Raw genomic sequence first — 12748 nt, 5'->3', positions numbered from 1 at the left:
ATGGCCGACCGGGAGAATGCCGTTTCTGTGATCGCGATCACAATCACGGCCGCGTGATTCGTTGGCCGGTTGCCGCAGATCGACAGCGATTCTATCCTTTGCTCGAGACCGCGCCGACCGGTGCGATGGGCCTAAATGGGGGATTCCATGAACTTCCGACGCATCCTTGCCGCCTCGCTTCTGGCCGGTGCGGTATCCCTGACCGGAGGCGGCAGCGCCAACGCCCAGAATTTCTTCCAGAAGCTGTTTCAGGGCAGCGACAATTTCGGCCCGCGCGCTTCCGGACCCGGGGCTCCGCTGCCCTACAAGTACCAGAAGCAGCGGGTGCGCTTCGACACCAACGAGAAGCCCGGCACGATCATCATCGATACCGGCGACAAGTTCCTCTACCTGGTCGAGGGCAACGGCAAGGCACTGCGCTACGGCGTCGGTGTCGGTCGCGAAGGCTTCGGCTGGCAGGGCAATGTGAAGATCGGCCGCAAGGCGGAATGGCCCGGCTGGACGCCGCCGGCGGAAATGATCCGCCGCGAGCGCAAGAAGGGCCGTATCCTGCCGGCCTACATGGAAGGCGGCCCGCAGAACCCGCTCGGCGCGCGCGCCATGTATCTCTATCGCGGCGGCCAGGACACCATCTTCCGCATCCACGGCACCAGCGAGCCCTGGACGATCGGCCACAACGTCTCGTCGGGCTGCATCCGCATGGTGAATGCCGATGTGAGCGACCTCTATGACCGCGTGCCGATCGGCACCAAGGTCATCGTCCGCTAGTTCCGAACGATCCGGGATGCCGCCCCGCGGCGTCCCGGCCAGGCCGCCTCAGTTGGCGAAGGCCGACTGCGGCGCCTTGTAGGCCTTCATGAAAATCGTGACCGCGCTGTCGACGCGCCGCGCGATTTCCTCGGGTCCCGGGCTGTCGATCACGCCGAACAGCACGCTGCGCATGACGCCGCTCTGCGACAGCTCGACGAACTGCTGCGCCGCCAGCAGGCAATCCTCGATCTCCAGAATGCCGGCCTTGGTCTGGGCGTCCAGATATTTGGCCAGCAATTGCGTGCAGAGCATCGGGCCGTTCGAATAGAATTCCGCCCCGACTTCCGGCATCCTGTTGATGATCGAGAACACCGACCGCATCGCCTTGATGTAGTAGGGCTTGGTCAGGATCGTGCAAAGCTCGCGGCCGAATTTCTTCAGCACCGCCTCGACATCGTGATTCTCGAAATCGAGCATCACGATCCGGAACAGTTCCTCGCGCTTCTCGGCCGAGATCAACTCGATGAAGAGGCGCTCCTTGTTTTCAAAGTAGACATAGAGCGTGCCCTTGGAGACGCCGGCTGCGCGCGCGATGTCGTTCATGCTCGCCGCGTCGAAGCCCTTCTCGAGGAAGACCTGGCTGGCACCGCGCATGATCTGTTCGCGTTTGCGCGAATCCTGCCCCGCTCCGCCCTCTTCGGCGTCACGGGTGGTGTCGACGAGTGACACGGCCATTCTCCTTCGCCGCGGGCCGTCTGCTCGATGCAGCGTCGAGTCAGGCCCCGCATTTTCTGAATTCCAAAGTACCAAGAAGCGGTTGCCAATCCAACCGGCACCGCCCCTTGTGCTGCGGTGCAAGATTATTTGACCGAACCGTTCAGTTCGATCTTGATTTAACCCCTCAATGGGACTAATTCAAGCGCCGTTGACCGAACGGTTCGGTCAAACCCTATTCCCGGGGCTGAAAGACAGGAGACGAGTCATGGCAAAGGTCGCACTTGTCGAGACCCCTGAAGATACCGGCGTTTCCGAGCTGGAGCCGATCCAGCGCCGCACCGCCGAAGCCACACCGCCGCCGCCGGCGGCTGCGCCCATTGCCGAGCGGCCCTCCGCGCCCGGCAACAGCGGCGAAGCCAAGCCTGCGATCGCCCCACCCCCGGCCAAGCGCGGCGGGCGGCGGCGGTTTCTTCTCCTGACCGTCGGCGTCGTCGCGATCGCGGCCGGCGCCTATTTCGGCCACGAATGGTGGACGGTCGGCCGCTTCATGGTCTCGACGGACGACGCCTATGTCGGCGCCGACACCGCGACCGTGGCGCCGCGCCTGCCCGGCTACGTCACCAGCGTCGCCGTCGCCAACAACACCGCGGTGAAGACGGGCGACCCGCTTGTCTATCTGGACGATGCCGACCAGAAGCTGGCCGTCGAGGCGGCACAGAACCAGATCGCCGCCCAGCAGGCCGCCATCGACCGCATCGACCGCCAGATCGAGGCCGGCCAGGCCGGCGTCGCGCAGGCCCGCACGTCGATTGCCTCGGCCAATGCCGACGCCGAACTCGCCGTGGCGGATCTCGGCCGCGCCACCGCGCTCGCCAAGAACCAGTTCGCGACGCAGCAGGCGCTGCAGCAGGCGCAGGCGACCAAGGACAAGACCGCCGCCGCCGTGGAATCGGCCAAGGCTGGCCTGACCACGGCCGAGGCCAATGTCGCGGTGCTGCAGGCGCAGCGCGTCGAGGCGCAGCGCGCGCTCGACCAGGATCAGACGACGCTGGCGCAGAAGAAGCTGGATCTCGAGCACATGGTCGTGCGCGCGCCGTTCGACGGCGTGATCGGCAACCGCGCCGTCAATCCGGGCCAGTATGTCGCCACCGGCCAGCGCCTGCTGGCATTGGTGCCGCTGCAGGACGTCTATGTCGACGCGAACTTCAAGGAGACGCAGCTAGACCGCATCCGGCCGGGCGCGGCCGCGAGCGTCAGCGTCGACGCCTATTCGGACGGCACGATCGAAGGCGTCGTCGACAGCGTCGCACCCGCATCGGGCGCCGTGTTCAGCCTGCTGCCGCCCGACAACGCCACCGGCAACTTCACCAAGATCACCCAGCGCGTGCCGGTCCGCATCCGCATCCCGGCCGCCGAGGCCGCGAAGGGCCATCTCCGTCCCGGCCTGTCGGTCGTCGTCGACATCGACAGCCGCACCGGCGGTGAGACCAAGGCGGCCGCCGCCAACTGAAAGCAGCTTCTCCCCATCGGGGAGCGCTTCGAGAGGGGAACCGGTCCTGTCGTCCCTACCGGCTTTCCGGCTCCCCTCTCGTTGAAATCGACCGTCCCCGCACGGCCGTGATGCCGGCGCCGACGCCGGCGCCCATTCGGGGCTGACGCCCGAGGAGACGATCATGGCCGGACCCCAACAGCCCGCCCTGCCCGAAATGACGCCGCGCCGCACGCTTGGCTTCGTCGCCATGGCCGTCGGCATGTTCATGGCGATCCTCGACATCCAGATCGTCTCGTCGTCGCTGACCGAGATCCAGGCGGGCCTTTCCGCCAGCGCGCAGGAAATCTCCTGGGTGCAGACGGCCTACCTGATCGCCGAGATCATCATGATCCCGCTCTCGGGCTTCCTCGGCCGCGCGCTCTCGACCCGCTATCTCTTCGCCATCGCCGCCGGCGGCTTCACCATCACCTCGATCGGCTGCGCCACGTCGAACTCGATCGGCGAGATGATCGTCTGGCGCGCGCTGCAGGGCTTCATCGGCGGCGGCATGATCCCGGCCGTGTTCGCGGCCGCCTTCACGATCTTCCCGCCCAATCGCCGCGCCATGGTCTCGGCCATCGTCGGCCTGATCGCGACGCTGGCGCCGACCGTCGGCCCGACCATTGGCGGCTATCTCACCAACATCTTCTCCTGGCACTGGCTGTTCCTGGTCAACGTGATCCCCGGCATCGCCGTCACGATCGGCGTGCTCAGCTTCGTCGACTGGGACAAGCCCAATTTCAAGCTGCTGCAGCGCTTCGACTATATCGGCCTGATCACGCTCGCCGCCTTCCTCGGCAGCCTCGAATACGTACTCGAGGAGGGCTCGGCCAATGACTGGTTCCAGGACGAGACCATCGCCGCGCTGGCCGTGGTGACCGTAGTCGCAGGCGTGCTGTTCTTCTGGCGGGTGCTGAAGACCGACGAACCGATCGTCGACGTGCGCGCCTTCCAGAACCGCAACTTCGCGACCGGCGCGCTGTTCTCCTTCATGCTCGGCGTCGGCCTCTACGGCTTGGTCTACCTCTATCCGGTCTATCTCGCCCGCGTGCGCGGCTATGATTCGCTGCAGATCGGCGAGACCATGTTCGTCACCGGCCTGTTCATGATGATGACGGCACCGATCGTCGGCCGCCTCGGCCAGAAGATGGACCCGCGCTACATGATGGCGTTCGGCCTGTCGCTGTTCGCGCTTTCCTGCCTCGAACTGGTGCCGATCACCAAGGACTGGGCGTTCAGCGAGCTGTTCATCCCGCAGGCCATGCGCGGCGTCGCGCTGATGACGTCGATGATGCCCGTCTCGATGCTGGCGCTCGGCACGCTGCCGCCCGAGCGGATGAAGAACGCCTCCGGCCTCTTCAACCTGACGCGCAACCTCGGCGGCGCGGTCGGCCTCGCCGTCATCACGACGATCCTCAACAACCGTTGGGACCTGCACATCACCCGACTGCACGAGCAGGTGCAGTGGGGCCGCGAGGCGGCGACCGAGCGGCTCGACGCCATGACGAAGGGCTTCGCCGCCACGCTCGGCTCCGACGCCAACCTGGCGGCGATCAAGACCTTGACCCAGTCGGTCAAGCGCGAGGCCCTGGTGATGGCGTTCTCGGACGTGTTCCTCGTGCTCGCCGTCATCTTCGCGGGAATAGTCCTGCTGGTCCCGCTGGCGCAGAAGCCGCAGGGCGCACCGGCAGGCGGCGGGGGCGGCCACTAGGCCGTCCCAGTTCATCCTCCGGGCTCCCGCCACTCGCCCCTCGCTCGATCCAAGACCGCGGATTGAGATCGGCGGGCAACAGGACTAGTGTCGGGTGCCCTGGCTGAACCAGATTCCTCAGGCGCCCCTCTTGCCCGGCCCACCCCCGGCGGGCGCACAATCACATTGGCGATATTCCATGGATGCTTCCGTTTCCTCGCGCCCAGGTCCGGCTCCGCTCGACCATGCGACCGTTCGCTCGATCGTCCTCGGCGTCATGCTGGCCATGTTCCTGGCCGCTCTCGACCAGACCATCGTGGCAACCGCGCTGCCGACCATCGGCCGCGAGCTCGGTGACCTGCAGAACATCGCCTGGGTCGTGACCGCCTACTTGCTGTCATCGACGGCGGTGACGCCGCTCTACGGCAAGCTCAGCGACATCCATGGCCGGCGCACGGTACTGCTGATCGCCATCGCCATCTTCATCGTCGGGTCGATCGCCTGCGCGCTGGCGCCAACCATGACCGGGCTGATCCTCGCCCGTTTCCTGCAGGGTCTCGGCGGAGGCGGCCTGATCTCGCTGGCCCATACGATCACGGGCGACGCGATCCCGCCCAAGGAGCGCGCCAAGTACATGGGCTATTTCGGCGCCGTCTTCGCCAGCGCCAGCGTCGCCGGCCCGGTGCTGGGCGGCGTGCTTTCCGAGGCGCTGCACTGGTCGGTCATCTTCTGGATCAACCTGCCGCTCGGCCTCATCGCCTTCGCCATGACGTTCAACGCACTGAAGAAGCTGCCGCGCAACGATCGCCCGCACCGGCTCGACGTGGTCGGCGCCGTGCTGCTGGTGGCGGCGGCCGTGCTGCTGCTGCTGGCGCTGAGCTGGGGCGGCGTCAACTATCCGTGGGGCTCGCTGCCGATCATCTCGCTCCTGCTGGCCTCGGCGGCGGCGTGGGTGCTCTTCGTCGCTCGCGTCCTGACAGCGCCGGAGCCATTCCTGCCGGTCGGCGTGCTGCGCGACCAGGTGGTGGCGACGGCGACGCTCGCCGGCTTCTTCGGCATCGGCACCATGGTCGGCCTGTCGATCTACATGCCGCTGTTCTTCCAGTCGGTGCTGCATCTGTCGGCGGCGGAATCGGGCTTCGCGCTGATCCCCCTCTCGATCGGAACGGTGTTCGGCGCCCAGTTCTCCGGCCGCGTCATGGCCCGCGTCCAGCACTACAAGCGCTCGCCGACCATCGGCCTGGCCGTCGCGATGATCCTGACCGCCCTGCTCGCCGCCTTTGCCGGCCGGATGGACGTGATCTCGATCGAGATCGTCCTGGCCTTCATCGGCGCCGGCCTCGGCACGCTATTCCCGGTGACGATCGTGGTGGCCCAGAACGCCGTGCAGGCGCATCACCTCGGTACCGCGACGGCGACGATCAACTTCATGCGCTCGCTCGGCAGCGCCATCCTGGTCGCAGCCTTCGGCGCGATCTTCCTCGCCGGCCTCGGTGCGATCTCCGGCGGCGAAGGCGGATCGGTCGAGGCCAAGATTGCCGCAGCAGCTGGGGCCGGCATTTCGCTCGCCGGCGCTTTCCGTGGCGTGTTCATCGCGGCAACGATCTGCATCGCCATTTCGCTGGCGCTGCTCGCGATCATGGAAGAGCGCCCGCTGCGCAGCACCCGCGGCCCCGCCCCTTCGGCGGTCGAGGTCTAGACGCACAAGGCCCCAACCCGAGCGGTCGGGTTGGGGCGATTTTCGGAAGTCGCTCGCGCGCTGGAACACGCCGGACGACTACGGGCTTTCGGAATTAGCCTCATGGAAGCGGATGCGGTTGCCGAACGGATCCGGCACCTGCACCATGCGGGCGTCAAAGCCGGTATCCTGAAGCCCCGGGCGCGAATAGCCATACTTCTTGGCCAGAAGCTCGCGGTGGAAGGCCTCGATCCCGCGCATCCAGACGAACACGGTCGAGCCAGGGCTGGCGTCGCCGTGATGCTCGGAGAGATGCAGCACCGCGCCGGCGCGCGAGATCTGCGCATAGAGCGGCATGCCCTCGCCGTAGCGATGCTCCCAATCGACATGGAAGCCGAGGAAATCGCGATAGAATTCCATCGCCTTGGCGATGTCGAAGATCCGCAGGATCGGGATCACCCGAGTGAATTGCAATCCGTCCGCCGCGGCAGCCTTGATCGGGTCGGCTTCGGCGGCGATCGCCGCCGCGAGGACGTTCCAGTCGTCGAGCCCGAACTGGCGGGCTACGATCTCGAGCGTTTCGCCGTGGGTGAGTTCGATATCGCGCTCGGCCATCACCGCCCGCAGCGCCTTTGCCATGGATTTGGCATCGCGAAAATCGCGCATACAACCTGTTCCTTGCCTCAGGGCGAACGCAGTCACGTCAGTGCTTGCATTGCTGAGGCGTTCGCCGGGGCCAACGGATCAGGTTCGGTTCATCCGGTGCATTCACCATACCCCGAAGGGCGCAAGCGGCAGGCTGCACCAGCCTGCCGCGATCTTAGTCGACGCGGTCGACGCGTCAATCGGCTCAGTCGATCAGCTTGTAGGCCGGCACCGTCAGGAACGGCTCGAAGGTCTTGGCCGTCGAGAGCTTGGCGAACAGGCTGATCGCCTCGGGGAAGCGACCGGCGGCATAATTGTCCGGACCGACCTCACCCTTCACCACTTCCATCTCCTCGGCCAGCGCGCGGCGGAACAGTTCCTCCATCACCTTCTGGCCGTCTTCCAGCGTCGCCTCGAAGTTCAGCTGCTGCCAGATCTGGGCACGGCTGATCTCGGCCGTCGCCGCATCTTCCATCAGGTTGTAGATCGGCACCGCGCCGCGACCGCGCAGCCATGCCTCGATATACTGGACGCCGACGCGGATGTTGTGGCGCAGGCCCTCTTCCGTGCGGGTGCCGTCATGGATCGCGAGCATGTCCTTCTGGCCGAAGGAAACCTCCTCGCGCAGGCGCGAGAGCTGGTTCGGCGTCGGCATCAGGCGATCGAACACTTCCATGGCGACCGGCACGAGGTCGGGATGCGCCACCCAGGTGCCGTCATGGCCGGCATTGGCCTCGCGCTCCTTGTCGGCGCGCACCTTGGCGAAAGCCGCCTCGTTGGCCTCGGGATTGTTCTTGATCGGGATCTGCGCCGCCATGCCGCCCATGGCGAAGGCGCCGCGGCGGTGGCAGGTCTTGATCAGGAGTTCCGAATAGGCGAGCAGGAAGGCCTTGCCCATGACGACCTGGCCGCGATCCGGCAGCAGGAACGCCTTGTTGTTGCGCAGCGTCTTGATGAACGAGAAGATGTAGTCCCAGCGGCCGCAATTGAGGCCGGCCATGTGATCCTTCAGCTCGTAGAGGATCTCGTCCATCTCGAAGGCCGCCGGCAGCGTCTCGATCAGCACGGTCGCCTTGATCGTGCCATGCGCGAGGCCAAGCGCCTCCTCGGCATAGGTGAAGACCTCGTCCCAGAGACGGGCCTCCAGATGGCTCTCGGTCTTGGGCAGGTAGAAATACGGGCCCGAACCCTGCGCCAGCGCCGCCTTGGCGTTGTGGAAGACATAGAGGCCGAAATCGACCAGCGAGCCGGATGCGTCCATGCCGTCGAAGGTGATGTGGCGCTCGGGCAGGTGCCAGCCGCGCGGACGGATGATCAGCACGGCCGGATTGGCGCCGAGCTTGTAGGCCTTGCCGGTGCGCGGATCGGTGAAGTCGATCCGGTTTTCCCAGCGATCCCTGAGATTGAGCTGGCCCTCGACCATGTTGGCCCAGACCGGCGAGGACGCATCCTCGAAGTCGGCCATGAAAACCTTCGCGCCCGAGTTCAGCGCGTTGACGATCATCTTGCGGTCGACCGGGCCGGTGATCTCGACGCGACGATCCTGCAGGTCGGCCGGGATCGGCGCGACCTTCCAGTCGCCTTCGCGGATCGCCTTGGTCTCGGGCAGGAAGTCCGGCAGGCCGCCATTGTCGAAGAAGACCTGGCGCTCGTTGCGGAACTCGAGCAGGGCCCGGCGCTTGGCGTCGAACCGGCCGTGCAGTTCGGCGACGAAGGCGAGCGCCTCCGGCGTCAGGATCTCGTCGAAGCGGGGACCGATCTCCCCCTTCACAGCCAGACGTTCAGCGTTGGTGGCGGACATGACAACTCCTCGGTGGGAACGTTGGAGCGACTATGCCACGCCACCGTCTTCAACTGAACCTGCACGATCAGGGCAGAACTTGTTCCGAATTGGAAAAGGTCGCCTACTTGCCGCGATAGCGCGCGATCCGGGTGGAAAAATCGCGCGCTGCCGCCGCAGGGTCTTCCGCCGCGATGATGGCGGAGACAATGGCGAGGCCATCGGCGCCCGCTGCCAGCGTCGGTTCGACATGCTCCGGCTTCAGGCCGCCGATGGCGACGACGGGCAGGCCCACCGTCCTCTTGACGCGACCGAGATGCTCGAAGCCGATCGGATCCGGCGCATTCGGCTTGGTCGAGGTGGCGAAGACCGGGCCGACACCGAGATAGTCGATCGGGCCGAGTTCTTCCGGCGTCAGTTCGTGCATCTGCGCCGCCGACAGGCCGAGGATGCGATCCGGGCCGATCAGCTCGCGCACCTTGGCGACCCGCATGTCGCTCTGGCCGACATGCACGCCATCGGCGTCGACCGCCAGCGCGACGTCGACGCGATCATTGATGATGAGCGGGATGCCGCGCGGCCGCAGCAGGTCGACCAGCGCCGACGCCGTCGCGACGAAATCGCGGGTCGAACCCTGCTTGAAGCGGTGCTGGACGAGCGTGACGCCGCCATCAATGGCGGCGCGGACGGTCTCGACGACGCCGCGCGGCCCGGCAAGATCCTCGTCGGTGACGAGATAGAGCGAAAGATCGAAAGGACGGCTCATCAGACATTCACCTCTTCAACGGTCTTGATCGTGGCGTAACGCTCGAGCATGCCGGCATCGGCGGCGTGGAGCGCATCGCACAGTTCGGCGGGAAGGTGTCCCGGCCCGGTCACGCGCGCAGCGGCCGCGGCGCCGGCGGCGCCATAGACGGCGAGCGCCGCCACGGCGGCCTCGAAGGGCGGACGCACGGCCGCGAACGCCGCCACGGTCGCCGAAAGCGCGCAGCCGAGAGCGGTCGAAAGCGGCATCAGCGGACTGCCGCCGGTGACTGCCACCACCGTATCCCCGTCCGTGACGTAGTCGGTCTCGCCGGTGATGGCGACGACCGCGCCGCTGGCGCGCGCCAGCGCCTTGCCGGCTGCGAGCGCCGCATCGGACGAGGCGGTCGAATCGACGCCCTTGCCCCCTGCCCCGGCGGCTCCCGCCAGGCTCATGATCTCGCTCGCATTGCCGCGGATGATCGCCGGGCCGGCCCGGCTCATCTCGACGGCGAAATCGGTGCGGAACTTCGTGGCGCCGCAGCCGACCGGATCGAGGACCCAGGGCTTGCCGAGCGCCACCGCCTGCTTCACCGCGCGGCGCATGCCCTCGATCCATTGCGGCGACAGCGTGCCGATATTGATCACCAGCGCGCTGGAGATCGCGACGAACTCGTCGACCTCCTCGGCGGCGTGCACCATGGCCGGCGACGCGCCGACGGCGAGCAGCACATTGGCCGAGATCGTCATGGCGACGTAATTGGTGATGTTCTGCACGAGCGGACGGGCGGCGCGCATGGCTTCGAGCGCGCCGGCGGCGTCGGCGACCGTCAGGTGGCGATGTTGGGTGGGAGACAAGAATGGACGTCCTTTGCTGTGACGCAGGACGGAACGATGGCAAGGTCATCCAGGTGCGGAAGCATCCAGGCGCTTGACTCAATCCCTCCGCCGGCATGATCCGGATCAGGTTCGCGGGTTAGTCCAAAGACCTCTCAGCCAGGATCCGCCGGAAAATCCGATGGATCAGGGCACCCCGATGAGACGAGCGGACCCTATCACGGCTTGGCATCCAGGCAAGGGGCAAGCGGTCGTCAACGGACCTGCCGGGCCCTTGTGACCGCGGTCACGGCGACCTAACCTCGGGGCCTGCTAGCTTTCGCCTTTGCAATCCGCGTCCGGGCCGAGGCCTCGGCCGCCGCACGAGACCCGCCGCATGCTCCAGCCCTATCCCGGCCGCCAGCAGTTTTCCACGCAGGCCCTGCCCGCGAAGGACCGATTCCCCGTTTTCTGCGAGGAGATCGTCCGCCGCGCCGTCGCGCTCGACATCGTCCGCCACGACGACAGCCCGTTCGAAGGCGAGATCGAGCTCTGCCAGGCCGGCCCTGTCGATATCGCCATCATCTCCACCTCGCCGGCGAGCTATCTGCGCACGCCGAGCCTGGTGCGAGACGGCAACGACGCGCTGTTCGCCTTTCTCTGCGTCGAGGGACAAATGATGGCGACGCAGGGCGAGCCGCGCCGCATCGCTCCCGGCGACGGCCTTCTCTGCGACAGTTCGCAGACCGGCGGACTGCGCATGGAGACGGCGACGCGCTACTGGGGCGTGCGCACCTCGCGCGCCCACATCGCAACCCTGACGCCGCGCATCGACCGCCTCGCCGGCGCGCCGCTCGGCGACCATGCCTTCGCGCTGCGCCTGCTCACCAGCTACCTCGAAGGCCTGTTCAGCCATGGCGCGCCACTCGGCAATACGACCGCGCGCGTCTTCGGCGAACATCTCGTCGACCTGATCGCCGTCGCGCTCGGCGCCAGCGGCGAGGCGCGCGAGCAGGCCGAGGCCGGCGGCGTCCGCGCCGCCAGGCGCGCCACCATCCTGCGCGCCATCGAAAAGGAGAGCCACGACCCGAAGTTCAGCGCCGCCCGCCTGGCGGCGCGGCTCGGCATCACGCCGCGCTACGTTCACGTGCTGCTGGAAGAAACCGGCCAGACCTTCGCCGAGCATGTGCTGAACGCCCGTCTCGCGATGGTGCTGAAGCGCCTGCGCGACCCTGACGCCCGCCATATGAAGATCATCGAGATCGCCAGCGAAGCTGGCTTCACCGATCTCTCGCATTTCAACCGCAGCTTCCGCCGCCGCTTCGGCGACACCCCGACCGGAGTGCGGGCGATGAAGGCGCGCCTCTGGCTAGAGGCCTGACCAAGGCCTGCGCGATCGCCGAAGGGATGGAGCGGCGACGCGCAAAGGACTAGCGTGGCAGGGCCATGGCGACGGAGCGAGGGGCATGAACAAGAGCCGGATCGAGGCGTTCAGCGACGGCGTCATCGCCATCATCATCACCATCATGGTGCTGGAACTGAAGGTGCCGCACGAAGCGGACATCCACACGCTGCTGCCGCTGCTGCCGGTCTTTCTCAGCTATGTGCTGAGCTTTGTCATGATCGGCATCTACTGGAACAACCACCATCACATGTTCCACGCCGTGCGGCATGTGCGCGGCGGCGTCCTCTGGGCCAATCTGCACCTGCTGTTCTGGCTGTCGCTGATGCCCTTCACCACGGCCTGGATGGGCGAGAACCACATCGAATCCGTACCGGTCGCCGTCTATGGCTTCGTGCTGATGATGTCCGGCATCGCATACTACATCCTCGCCCGTGCGCTGATCCGCCTCGAGGGCTCGGAGTCGCCCATCGCGATCGCCTTCGGCAAGGACAGAAAGGGCCGGATCTCGGTCGCCATCTACGCGGCCGCGATCGCCCTCGCCTTCCTGAGCCCGTGGATCGCGATCGGCTGCTATGTGGCCGTGGCGCTGATCTGGCTGGTGCCGGACCGCCGTGTCGAGCGCGTGCTGCTCGCCGCCCATCCCGGCCAGGCCCCACCGGAACGATAGCGCCCGGCAACGCCGCACTATTTGCAGCCAAAGGCCCCGGTTGGGCGTATGATCACGCCATGTACCTCCAGTTTCCGAACCGAAGCCGCAGTTACAGCCCCTCGCATCACCGGATCCAGTTCTGGGGCTATGACAGCGCGCTGGAAATCTCGTTCTTCCTGGAAACGGATGCCCTCGCGCGGATTGATCCGGGCGGCGGACTGGACGAGGCGGCGGCGCTGCAGGCCTTCGACGCCAACCGGGCGCGGATCGAACGCGCGGCCGAGCGGGTCTATTCCCGCCATGCGCAGGGATCCTACCTGCTGACCGCCGACGATCTTTGAGG

12 protein-coding genes and 1 riboswitch are annotated in these 12748 nt (G+C 66.6%); of the genes, 7 read left to right on the top strand and 5 right to left on the bottom strand.

Annotated elements, in window-relative coordinates; translation table 11 throughout:
- Positions 1–147: 147 nt before the first annotated feature.
- Entirely contained in the window at positions 148–768 is a 621-nt protein-coding gene (locus WFK98_RS03385) for a L,D-transpeptidase (RefSeq protein WP_266339734.1), read from the top strand.
- A gap of 48 nt (positions 769–816) precedes the next feature.
- On the opposite strand, the gene WFK98_RS03380 is transcribed toward WFK98_RS03385, so the two are convergent.
- Complete coding sequence (locus WFK98_RS03380) at positions 817–1479, bottom strand: TetR/AcrR family transcriptional regulator C-terminal domain-containing protein (protein WP_266339733.1); 663 nt, start codon at positions 1477–1479, stop codon at positions 817–819.
- A gap of 253 nt (positions 1480–1732) precedes the next feature.
- On the opposite strand from WFK98_RS03380, the gene WFK98_RS03375 reads away from it, so the two are divergent.
- The 3 genes from WFK98_RS03375 to WFK98_RS03365 all read left to right on the top strand — a co-directional run bounded on the left by WFK98_RS03375 (position 1733) and on the right by WFK98_RS03365 (position 6387).
- Positions 1733–2977 (top strand): HlyD family secretion protein, encoded by a 1245-nt coding sequence (locus WFK98_RS03375; RefSeq protein ID WP_336799281.1) that lies wholly within the window; start codon positions 1733–1735, stop codon positions 2975–2977.
- 163 nt (positions 2978–3140) lie between these two features.
- Complete coding sequence (locus tag WFK98_RS03370; protein WP_266339731.1) at positions 3141–4709, top strand: DHA2 family efflux MFS transporter permease subunit; 1569 nt, start codon at positions 3141–3143, stop codon at positions 4707–4709.
- Positions 4710–4887: 178 nt separating this feature from the next.
- Complete coding sequence (locus tag WFK98_RS03365; RefSeq protein WP_336799280.1) at positions 4888–6387, top strand: MDR family MFS transporter; 1500 nt, start codon at positions 4888–4890, stop codon at positions 6385–6387.
- 78 nt (positions 6388–6465) lie between these two features.
- On the opposite strand, the gene WFK98_RS03360 is transcribed toward WFK98_RS03365, so the two are convergent.
- From WFK98_RS03360 to thiM, 4 genes are all read right to left on the bottom strand, one after another.
- Positions 6466–7032: a glyoxalase superfamily protein gene (locus tag WFK98_RS03360; RefSeq protein WP_336799279.1), complete on the bottom strand. Its 567-nt coding sequence runs from the start codon at positions 7030–7032 to the stop codon at positions 6466–6468.
- Positions 7033–7216: 184 nt separating this feature from the next.
- The gene (gene aceB, locus WFK98_RS03355) at positions 7217–8812 is read right to left on the bottom strand and encodes a malate synthase A (RefSeq protein ID WP_336799278.1); all 1596 of its coding nucleotides are present in this window, start codon (positions 8810–8812) and stop codon (positions 7217–7219) included.
- 103 nt (positions 8813–8915) lie between these two features.
- Complete coding sequence (thiE, locus tag WFK98_RS03350) at positions 8916–9557, bottom strand: thiamine phosphate synthase (RefSeq protein ID WP_266339727.1); 642 nt, start codon at positions 9555–9557, stop codon at positions 8916–8918.
- Positions 9557–10393 (bottom strand): hydroxyethylthiazole kinase, encoded by an 837-nt coding sequence (thiM, locus tag WFK98_RS03345; RefSeq protein WP_336799277.1) that lies wholly within the window; start codon positions 10391–10393, stop codon positions 9557–9559. Before thiM ends, thiE begins: the two co-directional genes overlap by 1 nt.
- Before the next feature lie 65 nt (positions 10394–10458).
- Positions 10459–10581: riboswitch (TPP riboswitch) on the bottom strand.
- Between the two features lie 167 nt (positions 10582–10748).
- Between thiM and WFK98_RS03340 the strand changes: the two genes are divergently transcribed.
- The 3 genes from WFK98_RS03340 to WFK98_RS03330 all read left to right on the top strand — a co-directional run bounded on the left by WFK98_RS03340 (position 10749) and on the right by WFK98_RS03330 (position 12746).
- Positions 10749–11732: a helix-turn-helix domain-containing protein gene (locus tag WFK98_RS03340; RefSeq protein WP_266339725.1), complete on the top strand. Its 984-nt coding sequence runs from the start codon at positions 10749–10751 to the stop codon at positions 11730–11732.
- Between the two features lie 85 nt (positions 11733–11817).
- Complete coding sequence (locus tag WFK98_RS03335) at positions 11818–12423, top strand: TMEM175 family protein (RefSeq protein WP_336799276.1); 606 nt, start codon at positions 11818–11820, stop codon at positions 12421–12423.
- A 59-nt stretch (positions 12424–12482) separates the two neighbouring features.
- On the top strand, positions 12483–12746 hold the full coding sequence (locus WFK98_RS03330; protein WP_266339723.1) for a DUF1488 domain-containing protein: 264 nt from the start codon (positions 12483–12485) through the stop codon (positions 12744–12746).
- The last annotated feature ends 2 nt before the right edge of the window (positions 12747–12748 follow it).

Source organism: Kaistia sp. MMO-174, from assembly GCF_037147815.1.
Classification (GTDB): Bacteria; Pseudomonadota; Alphaproteobacteria; order Rhizobiales; family Kaistiaceae; genus Kaistia; species Kaistia nematophila.
This window is presented reverse-complemented; position numbering and strand designations above follow the sequence as displayed.